Source organism: Pseudomonas sp. SK3(2021) (assembly GCF_016772375.1).
GTDB classification, from domain to species: domain Bacteria; phylum Pseudomonadota; class Gammaproteobacteria; order Pseudomonadales; family Pseudomonadaceae; genus Aquipseudomonas; species Aquipseudomonas chlororaphis_I.
The window spans coordinates 3,100,534-3,118,897 of record NZ_CP061943.1 but is presented as its reverse complement, the minus strand read 5'-3'; the positions used below and the strand labels follow the sequence as shown (position 1 = coordinate 3,118,897).

The following is an 18,364-nucleotide window of genomic DNA, read 5'->3' as shown; positions in this document are numbered from 1 at the left end:
TCGTCCAGCCCCCAGCCACACGCCGCCTTGGCCTTTCCACCCAGGCAAAAAAAGGGGCGATCGATGATCGCCCCCCAAGCGTGTTGCCACGAGAGAACCTATAGGGTCAGTTGCCGCTGCTCCTCCTCGGTCAACTGCTGCCGCGCCTGATCGCTCAGCGGCCCGGCGCCCAGCACCTGCACCGGGCTGTCCGGGTTGTAACCGGGGTTGGCCCGGCTGGCGCCATCCTGGGTCGGCGCCAGGCGTTCCTGGCCGAAACTCAGCACCTGCACACTAAACACCGACGGCATATTCTGCCGCGCCGCCGCCTGCTGCTGGCGCGCCACATCCTCGGCGGCCTGGCTCGCCGACGACGCCGCCGAACTGGCCGACGTCAGGGCCGCGGTATTGACCGACGCCACCACCGGTATCCCCGAGGACTCGCCCTGGGTCTGGATGTTTGCCGCGTTGACCACCTGCAAGGCGAAGATGTTGACGTTGCCCGAGACCCTGATCCCGGCCTCGCCGGCATCGATGGTGCCCAATGGCGCCAGCAGGTCGATATCCCCGGCAGGCACCTCAGCAATCGGTGCCAGGGTGGCGATCCCCGCCCCCGAACTTGGCACGTTCGACGACAGCGTGACGTTGCCCCAGTTGTCGTAGACCCGCTTGGGCGGCGTATAGATCACCGTGGTCTTGGAACCACGCCCGGCGTTGATGTCGCCAGCGTTCGACCAGCCGAGGATCGATCCGCCAAAGGTGGTCATGACCCGGCTCTGCCCCAACAAAATGCTGCCCTGGGAGTACAGCTGGATATCGCCCGCGCCCTGGGTGATGACCCCGGCACTGGCCGGCGGCGCCTCGCCTTCGATGCCGAATACCTGTTGCCCGCCCGGGGTCAGCATCTGGATATCGCCACCAAACAAGGTGTGTACGCCCGCGCCGCCGTACAGGGTGATGTCGCCGTCGTAAACGATCGGGTTGCCCACCACATCGGTGGTGGGCAGCAAGGAGGCGATTGCATTGCGACTGCGCAGGAAGCTGCCGAAACGCGGGCCGTTGGCATCGTTGTACTCACGGCCGCCCTCGCGCAGTTCCTCGAAGTAGACCCGACGGGCGAAGACCCGCTGCTGCTCCGCCGGCAAGCTGGCAAAGTAGCCCCGCGCCTCGTCGCCGGAACCCTCGAAGGCAAAGCGCTCCTTGAGCCACTTCAACAGTTCGGCTTCATAGGTCTTGGCGACTTTGTCCCGTTGCTCGGCCAGCGGCACGCCGACCTGAGCCTGATTGAGCGGGTCCAGGTACGGCGTGACGAACTTCAGGTAATCCAGGCCCGCGGCCCCGACACCGGCCTGCATCACGATGCTGGCGCCAGGCCGCGAGTCGCCGGCCACCACCGGACCGAGACTGTTCACCGAGGCCTTGTCCTGCATCAGGATATTGCGTCCGGCGCTGATCTCCAGCGTGCCGGGGCCGGCGACGTTGAAGGAGCTGAACAGCAGGTCGCGTCCGGCGGAAACAATGGAGATATCGCTGGGGTTGTTATGGACAAACAGGTTGCCGCTGCTGGTACCGCCACCGGGTATCGTATTCCCCAGGGAACTGGCGATGATTTCGGGTACCCCTGTCAGCATGCCCAACGCCGTTCCCGAGTTGACGATATCGCGACCCGCCTTCATCCACACCGGGCCTGCCGCTTCGTACCAGGTTTGCCCAAGCCGAGGGCCAGAGGTGAAGTTCAATATTTCACCGCTGCGCAACCCGACTATGTCCCCGCCAACCGCGTAAAAGCGCGCCGCATCAGTGCTGGCGAACTGACCGTTGTTGCTGTTGGCACCAAAGGCGAACAACGAAAACTCGGTCTTGATGTTCGGAATCGTAATGCCGTCACTGCTCAGATTGGTCACTATGGGGGCGGCGCCCGTCCCCCAGCCCGCAAATGCCGGGGTAAAAGGTGTGGGCATCGCGCTCAGAGAGGCTCCAGACTGGTTGATGGCATACCCGCCGGCATAAATCGAGTCCCCGGCCAGTACTTCCAGGCGCCCCTGGGTAGACGGCGCCAACAGCAACGAGTACTGCGAGTTGTTACTCGCCCCCCCCAACGCCGAGCCACCGATGAATACATCGCCACTGGCGGCAATTGCGCTCAATTGCGAAGGGAAGATGAATCGGCCATCGGTTGGCGAGCTGTTGCGGTTGCCAATAGGTTGACCGTTATTGTTTATATCAATATCACCGACCTGCACACTTGGGGTCAGGCTACCTCCCGCCGAAAACAGATCAATGGCAGTGCGCTCGGTCCACAACGAAAACCAGCCATAGCCCCCCGTTCCATAAGAAGTACCGTCATAGGTGAACGCCGAGGCGTTTTCAGTAGAGGTCCGCCCAGGGTCGCCCGTACCGGCCAGCACCAGGTCGCCCCGGGTGGCCAGGCTGGCCGTGGCGTCGCCGAGCATCAACACCATGCCCCCTGTCGCGGTGCCCAGGGACGCATTGAACGGATCGTAGGCGCGGCTCTCCTTGCTGTCGTTAAACAGCGCGAGACTGCCATAGTTCAAGGCAATCCCCCCCAGGCTCGAGGCTTGCAGGCCGAGCGCACCACGCAGGTTGCTCAAGACCCCGTTCAAACGCAGATCCTGCCGGGTGTAGTCGGTGGAGACCGGATTGGCAGTCGATGCAGTGGCGGCGGCCCGAGCCGATAATCCGGGGTTCAGGTCACCACCGACGTGCACATCCAGATCGCCACCGCCGGTCAGCAGCAGTTCACCTGTAGGGGTCACCCGACCGCTGCTGCCCACCGCCAGCACCAAGCCCTGACTGCGTGGCGAGGAAACCGCGTCCGAAGCGCCACGACGGCTGAGCAAACCGGCATCACGGCCCACATCCAGGGTCAGATTGCCACCGCCCAAGGTGCCGATACCGGTAAAACCCACCAGTATCGGAAGCTGCGCAATCAGACTGCTATCGGGATTACCGGTATTCACTACTCCGCGACCACTCACATAGGTGCCGAAGTTGATCCACCAACTGGCCGGAATCGGCGTAACCCCGGCCGTATCGCCGGTCCCCTGGCGCCAGAGCCAATTGCCCAGGTTGGAGCTGGCCAATTGAGCGCGGGCGTTTTCCTTACGGGGTTCGGTGTAGTTGCTGAACACATCACCCGTCAGACTGCCACCACTGCGCAATAACAGGTTGCCGCCCTGATCCGGGTACCAGGCCGCATACAGACTGCCCGGCCCCTCGTTGACCAGACTCTCGTAAGCGGTCGCCGCACTGCCCAGAACACTGCCATCGCCGCCACGACTGCGCGCCTGATCGAAGGCGCCCTGCAGATCACCGGCTCGTGCTGCGGTCGAAGCACCGGCGGTATAGACCCCATACGACGACTGCATGGCCACATTACCCGCCGCCAGCAGGTCCAGATCCCCGGTACCGGTGCGCAGTACGCTGAAGTTCTGGGTGACCGGCGTTACTTTATTCACCGGACCGACGATGACTTGCTCCGGCGTGCCGGGGATGGCCTCGCCCAGTGAGGTACACAGGCCTTCGGCACACCAGGATTCATACTCCGCCAGAACCGGTGCCCCCTCGACAAAACTAGGGTCGATCAATACCCCGAGGTCGTTCCACACATAGTTGAAGCGATTGCACATACCTTCGGCGCACCAGGACTCATCCGCCGGCGCGACACGCGTACCTTCAACGAAACTCGGGTCGATCAACACCCCCAACTCGTTCCAGAACCAGGCACCTGCCGGACGCTCCGGAGTCCCCGGAATAATGATGGTCTCGTGCCCCTCGAAGACCGCGTAATGAGTGTCGGCCAGGGTCAGGTCGCCAGCCATCACCGGTTTGATCGCCCGGGTGTCGGCGGCCTGGGTATCGGCCCCCGAAACCAGGCGCATCGACCAGGACAGCGAGCCCTCCGGCAACAACGAAGCGACGGCCCAGTTGCGACCCTGGCGCCCGCCGGTGACCGTGCGCAGCGGCAGCGAAATCACCCCGGACGGCAACTTGATATCGGTTTCCGACGGGATCAGCGCGCCCACCTTGAGCGCCAGCGCGCCGGCCAGCTGCACGCCGTTCGGGTTGTTCAAGTCAAAGCTGTCGCGGCTTGGCAGCGGCACCCCGGCCGGCCAGGTCATGGCCCCCAGCGACGCCGCGGCAGGTAGCCGCGTGCCGGCGTCCAGGGTCATGCCGCTGGCCAGGGTCACGGCCTCGCGAATCAGGGTGCCGGCGGCATACACCGGGTTGCCGGCACTGTCGCGCACGGCCGCTTGCAGCACGGTGCCGGCCGGCAGTTCCAGCGGCGCCTGCAGGGTCGCCGCGACCGGCAGCAAGGTGCCCTGCGCCAGGCGCACCGGCTTGATCGGCAACGCGTAGTTGAGGGTCTTGCCGGTCGGGAACAGGCTGCCGTCGGCCAGCGTCACGCCCGGCCCCGGCACCACCACGTCGCCGCCAAAGGCCTGGCGGCCGGGGGTCAACACCCAGCCGGCATCGTCCGGGGTCGGCGGTGGCGGCGCGAAACCGTCGTTGAGGCTGCCGTAGATATCCAGGTTGCCACCGGCGCGAATCACCAGGTTGCCCGGCTCGCCGGAGCCATACACCGAGGTTTTCTGCGCATGGGGGTTGACGCTGGCATAGCGGTAGCCGGAAAGATCCAGGTCGCCGCTGATGACCAGGTCGCCCTGGGTGACGATCTCCAGCCCCGGACGCAGGTGGAAGGCGTCGGCATAGGTGGCGTTGTTCAAACCGGCCAGCTTGCCGTTCATCAAGCCGGTATTGCTCAAGGCATTGTCGATAAAGCGCTGGCTGTCCTGATGCTTGGCGTCCAGGTAGGCCTGGTCGATCACCTGGTACGGCCGACCGCTGGCGGCCGGCGCCGTGCCCTCGGGGGCATCGGTGTAGCGGGCGGTGCCGTTTACTGCGATGGAGCGAGCACCCAGGATGTTCAGCCGGCCACTGGCATCGATGGCGATATCGCCCAGGGTCGGGTCGCTGGCATCCAGGCGCGGGGCATTGAGTTCCAGCGTCCCGCGGGCCTGGCCGTCGTACTGGCCGGGCGCCGTACCGGCGGCGACCGAGGTGCCGTGGCGCAGGTCGATGCGCGCGCCGTCGGCCAGGGTCAGTTGGCCCAGGCCGGAGTTGAGTTCGACCACCGCGCGGTTCGGCGAATCGATGATCTTGCCGTAGCTGTCGACCCGCAGGGCCGTGCCATGGGCATCGAGTACGGCACTACCGGCCAGGGTCAGGCCCTGGCGGGCGGCCAGGCGGATGCTGCCGACCCGCTCGCCACTGGCGTCGATGGTGCCCAGCACCGTCAACTGGCCGTTATCCACGGAGACGTTGACTTCGCCGGCCTTGAGTTCGCTGCCGATCGTCAGGTCGCCGCGCTTGATCTGGAAACTGCGGGCGCCGAACACCTGGCCCTGGTTGAGGCGCTGGTTGAGCGCGGCGAAATCCCCCAGGGTCTGCGCGCGGATATCGACGCTGCCAGCCTTGTAAGGCACCAGGGTGCCGCCGGCGTCGTAATGCCCCGAGCTGGCACCGAGCAGTTGGCCTTGCAGGTCCACCTGACCGCCACCCTCGCCCACGGCTACCACCTTCAGGCTCCCGCCATGGTTGTTCTGCGCCGACAGGTCGATCAGCGAACCAGCCGCCTGGCGGATATCGCCCTCGCGGCTTTGCAGGATCACATCGCCGCCCCAGCTGTATTGGCTGACTTCGTTGAAGGTGATCCGGCGCCCGGCCAGGTCCAGATGGGCGCGGTCGGTCAGGTTCAACCCATGCTCGGCATGCACCGTCAGCTTGCCGCTGGGCAGGACCACGGCGCTGTCCAGTTCGACGTTGTTGCCGGCCAGCAACACTTCAGCGCCAAGGCTGTCGATGGCCGGCAAGGCCGCCTGCTGGCCCGGTGCGCGACTCAAGCGCAGGTCGCCTCCCGCGGTAATGCGGTTGACCGAACCCGCCTCGCCGGTCAGCAACGGCGTGCTGATATTCAGGTTGCCGCCGCTGTAGGCGAAGCCCTTGCCGGTTTCATAGGCGCCCTGGGACTGATAGACCGCCAGGCTGCCCTTATGGTTGGCGGTCAGGCGCTCGCTGGCGCTGAGGTTGACGTTGGCAAAACCCAGGGCCAGGCGGGCGTAGTCGGCCAAAGGATCGGGCTGGGTGTTGGGGCCATAGCCGAATTCGATGCGCCGGGCCTGGATCTCCAGGGTGCCGCTGCCGGTGCCGGCGCCGTTGGCAATCACCGCTGCGGGCGTAGCGGCTACCCCGTTCCAGATCAGGTTACCGGTCTGGATCAGCGCCACATCGCCGGCCGCGCCGTCGCCGTAGATCGCCGGGGTGCTGAGCATCAGGTTGTCGAGCATCGACCGGCCGTTGCCGTCCAGGGTGCTCAGGGTGGTGCTGCCGTAGAAATTCAATGACCGGCCGGCGGTCAACGACAAGGTCTCCAGGGCCGGCGCGCCACTGCCGATGTCGCCGCGCAGCAAGCGATTCATGACGTCCTGGTTGAGGGTCAACCCCGACGGCAGGGCATTGCGCGCCTGGGCAGCGGCCAGGGCCTCTGGGCTGCCGACATTGACCCCGCCGACCGCCAGGGCCAGATGACGGGTGCCGTAGCGCACCCCATCGCCCAGCCGGAAGGTGTTGGTGGTGGCGAAGGCAATGGTGCCCTGGGAGTAGAGCGTGGTTTCCCCCTGGCAGGCCGCCTGGGCACAGTCGCCAATCAAGATACTGCCGGGCCCCCGGAGCACATCGCCCTCGGTCGGCGCGAGCATTTGCAGCACGCCGTTGGAGACGGCCAGCACGCTGCGAAGTCCCGGTTGGTAGATAAAACCGTCGGTGGAGTCATAGGCCGCGTCGCCACGCCCCAGGGTATTGATCGATGCGCCCTGCTCGACTTGGATCGCCCCATCGGGTCGACCGGAAACGAGGAACACTTCAGGGGCCGACAAGATCGCGCCCTGGCGCAAAGTCACCGACTCGGCGGCACTGTTCGCGTCGAACTGGACAAAATTGCCACCCTGGCCATACACCACGTTCGGTGCTCCGCCAATGCTCATGCGAGCGGTGCCAATGGCATTCAGATCATCGGCGTGGAACGACACCCCATTGCCGTTGGCAGTGGCCCCGGCAGGCAGAATCTCGATCGCGCTGCCGCTGCCGCTCGACCCGGACATGACCTCCAGGCTCGCGCCAAAACCGCCTTCGGCCGCCGCCGAACGTGCCGCTCCGGCGAACTCGAAACCGTTGGAGGCATTGCCCTGGCCCGCGATCAGGCTGACCCGCAAGGTTTTGCCATCGGCCTCCAGCGCGGCGCGAGGCACGCCCCGGCGCGCGGCATCGCTGCGAACAAAATCGGCATAGGGGGTTTCGTTGTATTGCGAGTAACTGCGCAGCACCGCGGCCGGGGTCAGGATCACCTGACGGGTCAAGGCATCCTGAATCCCGGTGTGGGCGATGGACAACCGGCCCGCGCTGGACCAGGAGCCGTTGCGCATGGCCGTGCTGCCGGTGACCGCGGTAGCCCCGAACGGCGCGACCCGGCCATTGATCTCGACCCGGAACGCCCCCGGCATCAGGGCATAGGTCGACGGCAGCAAGGTGTAGGTGCCCGCCGGCAGGCCGGGTACGCCTGCGTCGATGCTGATCTGCTGGCCCACCAGCGGTGTGCTCGCCCCCGCTTCGCCGCCGCTTGGCGCAACACCCGCCTGGACCCCGGGCACGATGGCGTACACCGGGTTGGTGTCCAGCCCCGGCAAGGTGAAGCGGCCATCGGCGCCGAACTGCACCAGGGGGTTATAGCGCGCATCGGTCGAGCCGCCGCGCCCGGACACGAACGCCGCGCCCAGCAACTGGCCGCCTCCGGACAGGTCCAGGACCGCGCCCTGCTGCACGTCGATCGACTGGCCCAGCAACTGCGTCCCCACCACCAGGTTGGCGTTGGAACTGGTGCCGCCCACGCCCAGCAAGTCCACTTGCTTGCCGTCGAAGCGCCAGGTCACGCCGTCCACCGTGCCGCCATAGGGCAAGGTCAGGCCCGCGGCGCTGACCGACGTCAGGCTGCCCGGCAACAGGCTGAGTTGTTTGGTGTAGCGCAATATCCCCTCCTGGGTGCCCAGGGAAATATTGCCCAGGGGCGCCCGCAGCACGCCGCCCTGCTCGATGACCGCCGCGCCCAGGGTCAGTTTGCCGAACACCGAATAGGGTTGCGCCGGGTCGGCGCTGCCGGTGCGCCCGATGCTCAGGGTGCGGTCCGGGTCGTAGTCCAGGTCATTGCCCCGATAACCTGCGAGGACCTGCGCCACCGCGCCGGTGGCCGGGTAGATCTGCGCAGCGGCCAGCCGCAGGTCGGCCTGGGTGCTCAGGTTGGTGTTGCGCAAATCGACGGTACTGGCCAGGAAGCGCATATCGCCCTGGCTGATCAGTTGCGTGTCGTCGAAGGCACGGCGGTCGATGGCCTGGCTCAGGCTGCTGGCAGTGGTGCCATGGGCACCGATACTCACGCCATCGCGGACATCCAGTACGTTACCCGCCGTGACCGACAAGGTACCTGTCGAGGCCTGCGTCGAAACCCCACCCTGCACCGTAGGGCGCATCCATTGGTCAGGTGCAACCACCGCACCGACACCCGCCAAGCGCACATAAGGCGCGGCCAGTTGCACCCGCGAACCGGCCACAGCGTCATCGCTCAACGCCAGGGCACCGGCATACAACTGCAGGCTCTGCCCCAGGGACAGCGACAGCGCGCCGTCGAAACTGATCAGGCCATTGCTGAGCAGCGACAGGTTATCGAAGCCCCCCGCCTGAACTTTATCCAGCCCCAGCCGGGCATGGCCATAGGCAAGGGTGTCTTGCACGGTTTCGGGACCGACGCCGCTGGACAGCAGGCTGTCGGTGCTGGCCTGGCCAACCACCATTTCCCGCGCCTGGCGTACCCGCTGCGACGCACTGGGGCGGTAGAGCGGTGCCTCCAGCGCCACATCCAGCGAGCCGCCGGCCGCACCGCTGCCACCGGCGCGGGCGTTAAAACTGCCGTCCAGGTACAAGCCGTTGTTCGACGCCAGGGAAATACTGCCGCCACTGCTGGCAATCGCCACAGGCCCTTGACCCGCCACATCGACCATGGCCTGGGCGCCGGAAGCCTCCAGGCGAGCGCCTTCACGCACCACCACAAATTGATTGGCCGCGCTGGCGATACCGGTCTGCGGGTCGATTTGCCCACCGATCACGATGCTGCCACCTGCGTCCACCTTGCCGTAGCGACGCCGCAGGACATCGGTCGCGGTGGCCGCCCGCGCGGCGACATCGAGCACCGCCTGTTCCCCCACCCAGATCGAACGGCCATGACCGGCACCCTCGACGGCTTCGGCCACATCCGGCGCAACCTGGATACCACTCAAGGTGATGGCGCCGCCCCAGGCATTCAATGCACCGTCCAGGGTCAACTGGCCAATGCTGCCCAGGGCGATCGACTGGCCGGGGTCGACGCTGATGGCCGCGCCCTTGCCCACCACCAGCTGGGTACTGGCCATGTCCGCCGCGCTCGAGCGCGCGGTGCCGGCCCGCAGGCTGATACTCGCGCCCTGGCGCTGGCTGAGTACAGCCTTGATCGGGTCTTCCTGGTAAAGCCCGGGCAACCAGCGTTCCAACGCAGAGGTCGGGTCCGCTCCGGTCGCTGTGCTCCTGGCCTGATCGCCCAACAGATAGACCGGTTGGGTCACTTCGACCTGCGCACCCTCGGCCACCCGCAGGCCCTGGTTACCGGTGATGTCATACGCAGCGAAGCCTTTGTCGAAGGACTGCGGGGCCAGCACCAGGGTGTCGGCGGCAGTGTCGGCGGCGCGCTCACCGATCAGCACCTTGCCACTCTGCAGGCTCAAGGTGCCGCCACCGTTCACGCCATGGCCGCGCAGCTCGCCGTCCAGGGTGAGCGTGCCGATGGCCGCCGCGCTGTTGGCATTGGCCGCCAGGGTGAGATGACCGCCCTTGCCGGCACGGGTCTTGCCGTCGCTCATAAGCGCCGCGCCCGATGACACGTCGATCAGGCTGCCGCTCTGCAGTGCGACATCGGCGCTGCTGCGCAGCGAGACGCTGCCGCCATTGAGGTAAGGCAAGCGACTGCCATCGGCGGGGTCCAGCAACAGGTTGCTCCACAGGCCGCTGGCGTCCAGCCGGACGCCACTGCCAACCGTCAGCGTCGCGCGCTTGCCTCCCGTCGCCGCCAGGGTGGTGTCGAGCTTGCCGTTGCTGGTGATCTGTTGCAGCACATTGCCCAGGGCCAGATTGCCGCCCTGCGCCGTCAGGTCGGCATTGACCTGCACCTGGGGACCGTACAGGGTGATATCGCCACCGGGACTGACCTCCAGCGCACCCTCAACCAGGATGCTGCCAGTGGCGGCGACCTTGATGCTGCCGAGTTGGAAACCGTTGAGCTGCTCGGTGTCGAGCCACAAGGCGCCCTTGCGCTCGTCGGGCAGGACAGTGTCCAGGTCCAGCCCACTGGCTATCGCCGCGGCCTGCCCCAGCACCACTTGCTTGACGGTATTGGCATCGGCACTCAGGGCGTACTGCAAGCTGGCGCTGTCCTTGACGTAGTAAGGCACATAAGCCCCGACCACCAACTGCCCGCCCCGGGCCACGGCGTTCTGTCCCTGCTGGTAGCCGTCGAGCCCCGGACGTGGGGCCTGAGTCTGGCGATCGCCGTGGAAGGTATCGCCGACGATCTGCCCTTCGAGTACCGCATTGCGGGTGCTGACTTCCAGGCGACCAGCGTCTCGACCCACGCTGTAGCCTTGTTCGAAACGCTCGCGGGGAGCGATCAACGGGTTGTAGTGATACTCGGTCCGGTCCCAGCGCACGCTGTGCTCTTCGAAACCCTTGTAGAGCCCGCTGTAGAGAATGTCCCCCGGGGCTTTGGACAACTCGAACAGCCGGCCATCGGCGGCCCGCAGCCAGGTCTGCTGGATCATCCCGTCCTGCACGTCCAGGGTGCCGCCGGAGAGGTTGATCTGCGACCCCTGCTGAGTCACTACCTCATTGCCGCTCAGACGTACGCTGCCGCCCTGGGCCATCCATTCGCCGACGTTGTGCGGCTGGGTGCCCAGATAACCACCCACCTCCAGCAAGCCGCCAGCGGTGTACCAGCGATCCGTGGCGTAGCCGTTGGTCCCTGCCGGGACCAGCACCAGCTCGCGGGCATCGACCCAGACATCGTTGCTGTTGAGGTTCTTGCTGTCGCGGTTGACCGAGGCGTCACGCTGCTCGTTGCCCTGGATATTGACCTTGACGCTGTTGGATTCCATCGCCACCTTGACGCCCACCGCCCCCGACACATCGATCACCGCACCGTCGCGCACCAGGCTGCGCTGCCCGGCATTCACCGCGACCTGGCCACCGGTGGCCAGGGTGATCGAACCGTTCTGGAAGTCCACGGTGCCGCCGCTGGCGATCTCCACCAGTGACTGGTCGCGACGATAGGCATCGGCCGGCGTGGCGTTTCCAGCCTGGTTCAAGGCTGGCGTCAACAGCCCGTCGCGCTGGCTGTCCAGGGCCGTGCTGCTGTCGATCAGGATGGCGCTGGTACTGCCCTCGCCCAGGGTCACCTTGGCGTCGTTGCCCCGGGCATTCAGGTGCAGGGTGCCGCGGGCGTCCACCGAAGTGCTGCTCAGGGCCAGGCCTTTTTGCAGCACCTCCTGGGCGCTCAGGGTGATGTCGCCGGTAGCCGCCTGGATCGCGCCATGGTTGCTGACCTTGCCGATGCCCGAAGCGACGACCTCGTTGCCGCGGGTGGTCGAGGTCGGGTTACCGTCGGTGCTGTAGCCTTTCTTGATCACAAAACTGTCGCCGGCGACCAGCGCGGTCTGGCCCCGCGGGGTGTTGATGCTGCCGGCGTTATCCACTTCCTTGCCGAGCAACAGCACATACCCGCCGCTGGAGGTGGAAGAACCCGGCACATGGGTCTGCAGTTGCGCGCCCTGCTCCACCAGCACCTTGCCGGCGGCGTCGCTGAACGTCGGCGCGCTGTCGCTGGCGCTGAACAGCCCACGATTGTTGAACTGTTCGTCGCTGAGGGTGGTGGCTGCCGCTACCAGGTTGCGCACATTGATCTGGCTGCTGCCGCTGAATACCACGCCGTTACGGTTGAGGATCATCACCGTGCCGTCGGCCTTGAGCGCGCCCTGGATCTGGCTCGGCGAGGTGCTGTTGTTGACGCGGTTGAGCGCGGCCCAATCGGCGTTTTGCTTGAACTCGACGGTGGTGTCACGGCCGATGTTGAAGGTTTCCCAGTTGAGAATTGCCTTGTCGGCGGTCTGTTTGATCGACACCAGCGCCTTGCCGTCGGCATCGGTCTGCACCGGCCCCTCGGCATTGACGAACAGCGGCTTGCCGTCGGCCCCGACCAGTACATTCAGGCCATTGCCCCCCAGGCCGTTGTGCAGGGTCTGCGGGGCGGTCAGCGCCGCCGCGCGCCCGGCCGCTTGCGCGGCCTGCTGGGCAGCGATGGCCGCTACTGTGTTGTTGAGGTTGCTCATCGAACGTTGCAGCTGACTGTTGACCCGCTGCTGTTGCGCCAGGGGCGGTGGCGTACCGGCCGGCTGCGCCACCGATGGACGCGCAGCGCCGGCGCCCTGGTTCGCGCCCATGGCCCCGAACCAACCCGAACTGAAGGCCTGGGGCTGCGCGGCCTGGGCCGTGCCGGCGAGCATCAACAGGGCAATGGCCTGCGCCAGCGGCTTGAGTCGCAGCACCGGCTGTCCCTGGGCAGCAGAGGCGTTGATGAGTCGGGAAACAGGCAGATTCGGCTCAGAGCGCATCACTTGCGGATCCTTTTTACTGTTCGGGCGAATGGCGGGTACGACGGTTGCCGCCAAAACATTCGCGGGATTACTGCTAAGGCGGTTATGGGCAGGCGCGACCGAACTCTTGTCATGCAAAGTTCATCTACGCGACAACAGCCGGAAACGAGAAAGCCGGCAATGGCTTGAGCCATTGCCGGCTGTTACACGAACCCTGCCGATGGCGGGGTATCAGGCCGGACGACCAATGCCGTTGCAGACGTTGGTGTTGCCCACGCGCAGGGCGCTGGTGGTTTTGTAGAAGGTGTCGTGAACAGCGGTCTGCCAGGCAGCCGACAGTGGGATAAAGGAGTGGCTCGACACCGCACCGTTATTGACACCGGTGTAGTGGGCATTGAGGAAGTTACGGATGCGCAGGTTGTCACCGGCGTCCTTGTAGCACTGACTGAAGATCAGGTTGGTGTAGCCAACGATTGGGTAGCCGGTGCTTGGGTTGGCGAAGGTCGGTACCCAATCCAGAGGGTTGGCTGGGTTCTTGCCGCTGGCTGGGTTGGTGGGTGGCAGAGCGGTATCCAGGGTGATCTGCACGTTGACTTCGGTCGGCAGGAAACCATTGACCGTTGCCACCTTGGCGGCATTGTTGAACTCGGCGAAGTCAGGGCTGACATAACCGATCGCGCCATTGGTGTTGGCCACGGTGGAAGCGATCGCGCCGCTACCGGAAACACCGACGTAGGTGGAGCCGGCTGGAGCGTTGGTGGCCGGGTTGAAGCCTACGGCGGTGGCGAAGCTGTTGCTGGCGGCAGGTACCGAAGCAGGTTTCACAGCCTTCAGGTGAGTGGTGAAGATTTCGGTAGTGCCGCTGCCGTCGGTGCGATAGACGACCGTGATAGGCAGGTTTGGACCGGCAACGCCGGAGAAGACGATTTGATTCCAGTTTGTAATCTTGCCCGAGAAGATATCGGCCAGTTGAGCGCTGGTGAGATTCAGCGAAGTCTTGCCAGCAACGTTGTAAGGCACCGTCACCGAAGTGGCCTCGGCCGGGATCTGGATCAAAGGACCGAAAGTGGCACGGCCCTTGTCAGCGCTGTTGTTGTAAGCGCTAAGTTCAGTCGAGCTGACGATCGAGTCGCTACCGGCGTAGTCGACGTTGATGCCAGCAGCCAGGTTGAACTTGGTGGAGTCATTGTTGAAGAACGCCTGCTTGCCTGCGCCGCTGCCCACGCCGATGTAAGGGTTGAAGCCAGGAGTCGAGGAAGCCAGGATGCCGGTACCGGCGGTGGTGCCGTACAGGTTCTGTGGCAGAGTGGCGCCGCCACCCACCACAGCGGCCATCGATTGGGCCGAAGCCAGAGCCGCTACGGCCAGGGAAGCTGCGATCATAGTGCGCTTAAACATGAAGAATCTCCTTTCGTCGTGTGTATACGGAGGTCAATGGTTCTTGCATGACGCCATGGCGCTCAGATCCTCTGCCCTGCTCTGAGAGCGTTGTGCGGGGTGAGGCCATGGGTAAGAAGTTCGCAGTTTCCGGTGACAGATAAAGGAAAAAACCTCGGGAGAAAGCGCTTGATTTTCAAAAACTTTCTCGGGTGTTCGGGGGCCCTGGCGCGGGCTTTTCAGCGCAGGTGGCGGCGAGGTTTCGCCGGGCCTTTTGCCAGATCGCGACCCGACGCGGCGTGGGTCCCGGGCTGGGGGCAATGGGGATGGTGGCGCATGACAGAACGAGGAACCCGAGTTCGCTGGGTTTGCCGCTCGGGTGGCCGAGAAAAAAGTTGCGGCAAGCCATGCCGTTGATCCTGGCGAAGCGCGTGCTCAGGTTTGGCGGCCGCTGCGTCGGAAGGCCACCCAACCCGATCGCTGCCTCGCTGCGCTCGGCAGCGGCTACGGAGCGTTCGCATCCGCCCGTCGAGGAAACTCACGATCTGTAGGCGCCAGGCTTGCCCGCGATCCAGGCGACGCGAGTCGTCTGGACGTACGCCATCGCGAGCAAGCTCGCTCCTACAGAAGCTCGCCAGCGTAGGCGATCGATAGGCCTTTTATTGCACCAACTGGTTGATCTCGATGATCGGCAGCAGCACCGCCATGACGATCACCAGCACCATCCCGCCCATGACCACGATCATCAGCGGCTCTAACAAGGCGGTCATGCCCATGGCGCGGCGTTCGATGTCGCGGGACAGGGTTTGTGCGGCGCGTTCGAGCATGGGTGGCAGGGCGCCGGTTTTTTCGCCGCTGGCGATCAGGTGGATCAGCACCGGCGGGAAGACTTTTTCCACCCGCAGCGCGGCGGCCAGGTTGACGCCTTCGCGGACCTTGGCGGTGGCGTCGCTGACGCTCTGGCTCAGGCGGTCGTTGGACAGGGTCTGGCGCGCCGCTTCGAGGGCGCGCAGCAGCGGCACCCCGGCTCCGCCGAGGATCGCCAGGGTCGAGGCGAAGCGCGCGGTGTTCAGGCCCAGCACGAAGCGCCCGATCAGCGGCAGGCGCAGCACCCGGCTGTGCCAGTTCAAGCGGGCCTGGGGGTTGCGCAGGTACAGGCGCCAGCTCCAGAAGCCGCCGGCCAGCACGCCGAAACACAACCAGCCCCAGGCGCGAATGAAGTCGCTGGCGTTGAGCATCGCCAGGGTCAGCCCCGGCAGGTCCTGGCGCGCCTGGGAAAAGGCGCTGACCACCTGGGGCACCACGTAGCTGAGCAGGAAGATCACGATGCCCACCGACACCAGCCCGACCACGCCGGGGTAGATAAAGGCGGTGAGGATCTTGCCGCGCAGGGTGTTGCGTTCCTCGATGTAGTCGGCCAGGCGTTCCATGACCTGGGCCAGGTCGCCCGACTCTTCGCCGGCGGCGATCAGCGCCCGGTAGATGTCCGGGAAATCCCGCGGCCGCGCCGCCAGGGCTTCGGCCAGGCGCATGCCGCTGCGCACATCGGCGCGCACCGCGCTGAGGGTGTGGGCGATGTGCTTGCGCTCGGCCTGCTCCACCGTGGCGCTGAGCGCCGCTTCCAGCGGCAGGCTGGCGCCCAGCAGGCTGGCCAGCTGGCGGGTGGCCCAGGCCAGGTCGTTGTCCGACAGCTTGGCGCTGAACAGGCCAGCGCCACCGGCCTTGGGCGTGTTGCTCTCGACCTGCACCATCAGGGCCGTCAGACCACGGCTGCGCAGCACGCCGAAAGCGGCGCTCTGGCTGTCGGCTTCCAGGTGCCCGGACTCGATCTTGCCGAGGGCGTCGGCGGCTTCGTAGCGATAACGGTTCATCAGGCGTCCCGGGTTACGCGAAGGATTTCTTCAGGGGCGGTGGCGCCGCTGCGCACCCAGCGCTCGCCGTCCTCGCGCATGCTGAACATCCCGGCGCGGCGCGCGGCGGCGCGCAGCGCCTGTTCGTCGGCGCCCTGGTGGATCAGGCTGCGAATATCGTCGTCGATGCAGAACAGCTCGTGAATACCGGTGCGCCCGCTGTAGCCGACCTGGTTGCAGGCCGGGCAGCCCACCGGGCGCCAGGTGCCGGGGGCGGTCGGGTCTTCTTCCTTGCAGTGCGGGCACAACCGGCGCACCAGGCGCTGGGCCAGCACCCCGAGCATCGACGAGGCCAGCAGGAAGGGCTCGACGCCCATGTCGATCAGGCGGTTGACCGCCGATACCGCGTCGTTGGTGTGCAGGGTCGCCAGCACCAGGTGGCCGGTGAGCGAAGCCTGCACGGCGATCTGCGCGGTTTCCAGGTCGCGGATCTCACCGATCATGATGATGTCCGGGTCCTGGCGCAGGATCGCGCGCAGGGCCAGGGCGAAGGTCATGTCGATCTTGGCGTTGACCTGGATCTGGCTGATGCCCGGCAGGTCGTACTCCACCGGGTCCTCGACGGTAAGGATATTGCTGGTGCTGGCGTCCAGGCGCGCCAGGGCGGCGTAGAGGCTGGTGGTCTTGCCGCTGCCGGTGGGGCCGGTGACCAGCACGATGCCGTGGGGCTGGCGGATCAGGTGGTCGAGCTTGCCCAGCACCTGCGGGTCCATGCCTAAGGTTTCCAGTTGCAGGCGCCCGGCTTGTTTATCCAGCAGGCGCATCACCACCCGTTCGCCGTGCCCGGTGGGCACCGTGGACACGCGGATATCGATGGGCCGCCCGGCCACGCGCAAGGCGATGCGGCCGTCCTGGGGCAGGCGTTTTTCGGCGATGTCGAGCTGGGCCATGATCTTGATCCGCGACACCAGCGCGCCATGCAGGGCCTTGCGCGGCGAGACCACGTCGCGCAGCGTGCCGTCGACCCGGTAGCGCACCACCGAATGGCTTTCATAGGGTTCGATATGGATATCGCTGGCCTCATCCCGCGCGGCCTGGGTCAGCAAGGCGTTGATCATGCGGATCACCGGCGCGCCGTCCTGGGTGTCCAGCAGGTCGGTGATTTCCGGGATGTCCTGCATCAAGCGGTCGAGGTCGACCTCATTCTCGGCGGCGCCAACCACCGCGGCGGCGCTGCCGGTGTCGGAATAGGCGCTGGCCAGCAGGCCGTCGAGCTCCTCGTCGCGCACCCGCTCCAGGCGCGCCGGGCCGAACTGGCGGCGTGCTTCGCTGATCGACCAGCCGGGGGTCGAGGGGCAGACCAGGAGTACGGCGCCCTCCTCGCTGTGACGCAGGAGGATGCGTTGGGATTTGGCCCAGGCATAAGGGAGCTGTGGGTTCATGGGAGTGCCTCCGGGCCTTGGCCTGGGCCGTGTACATATCCGTTGCTGCGGTCATGGCCTTTGACGGTTTTGTTCGTACGGCGAAGTGGGTGTACATATCCGTTGCTGCGGTAACGGCCTTTGACGGTTTTGTTCGTACGGCGAAGTGGGTGTACATATCCGTTGCTGCGGTAACGGCCGCTGGCGGTTTCGCCCTTACGGCGAGTCACTTTGAAGAGCCCAAAGTAACCAAAGGCTCTTGCCCCCAACGTCCGGTCCTCGCCAAGGCTCGGATTCCCTCGCTCCGGTCCTGCTCCGTGGGCCGCCGCCACAGGCCATCCATGGCCTGGGGCGGCTAACTCGGCATCCCTGCCGAGTTGCCCACTGCGCAGAACCTCCACTCGGCCTCCCGACGGGGCAAGAAAATCAAAAACAATGCGAGGCGACCTGCCGGTCGGCCTGTCTGAGAACACGTTCCCTGTAGCCGCTGCAGGCCATCCACGGCCGGGGGTGGCTAACTCGGCATCCTTGTCGAGTTGCCCACTGCGCAGAACCTCCACTCGGCCTCCCGACGGGGCAAGAAAATCAAAAACAACGCGAGGCGGCCTACCGGCCGGCCTGGATTTGGCGGTGATCCCTGTAACTGCTGCAGGCCATCCACGGCCTGGGGTGGCTAACTCGGCATCCTTGTCGAGTTGCCCACTGCGCAGAACCTCTACTCCACCTCCCGACGGGGCAAGAAAACCAAAAACAATGCGAGGCGGCCTACCGGCCGGCCTGGATTTGGCGGTGATCCCTGTAGCCGCTGCCGCAGGCTGCGATCGGGCGCGTAGCGCACGCCAAACCAGACGGCGCGGTGTATCAGGCAGATCGAGGCGGATGGTTTTGCGTCTGCTTCGCAGCCGATCGCAGCCTTCGGCAGCGGCTACAAAAGGCG

General features: G+C 65.8%; 4 protein-coding genes. All 4 read right to left on the bottom strand.

All coding sequences use genetic code 11. The features are described 5' to 3' along the window. Positions 1-98: 98 nt before the first annotated feature. Positions 99-12,797, bottom strand: coding sequence for a filamentous hemagglutinin family protein (locus tag IF690_RS14040; RefSeq protein ID WP_202701045.1), 12,699 nt, complete (start codon positions 12,795-12,797; stop codon positions 99-101). 213 nt (positions 12,798-13,010) lie between these two features. Then, positions 13,011-14,177, bottom strand: coding sequence for a phosphate ABC transporter substrate-binding protein PstS (locus tag IF690_RS14035; protein ID WP_202701041.1), 1,167 nt, complete (start codon positions 14,175-14,177; stop codon positions 13,011-13,013). A 638-nt stretch (positions 14,178-14,815) separates the two neighbouring features. Beyond that, positions 14,816-16,027 carry a type II secretion system inner membrane protein GspF gene (gene gspF, locus IF690_RS14030; protein WP_202701039.1) on the bottom strand — a complete coding sequence of 404 codons (1,212 nt, stop codon included), beginning with the start codon at positions 16,025-16,027 and terminating at the stop codon, positions 14,816-14,818. After that, a complete protein-coding gene (gene gspE / locus IF690_RS14025) occupies positions 16,027-17,448 on the bottom strand; it encodes a type II secretion system ATPase GspE (RefSeq protein ID WP_023970362.1) in 1,422 nt (473 codons plus the stop codon). The genes gspF and gspE overlap by 1 nt, the downstream gene beginning before the upstream one ends. Positions 17,449-18,364 lie beyond the last annotated feature (916 nt).

Excerpts from the sequence above, each read along its gene's own strand:
- IF690_RS14035 (WP_202701041.1), bottom strand. The coding sequence starts at position 14,177 with ATGTTTAAGCGCACTATGATCGCAGCTTCCCTGGCCGTAGCGGCTCTG.
- IF690_RS14040 (WP_202701045.1), bottom strand. The coding sequence starts at position 12,797 with ATGCGCTCTGAGCCGAATCTGCCTGTTTCCCGACTCATCAACGCCTCT.
- gspF (WP_202701039.1), bottom strand. The coding sequence starts at position 16,027 with ATGAACCGTTATCGCTACGAAGCCGCCGACGCCCTCGGCAAGATCGAG.
- gspE (WP_023970362.1), bottom strand. The coding sequence starts at position 17,448 with ATGAACCCACAGCTCCCTTATGCCTGGGCCAAATCCCAACGCATCCTC.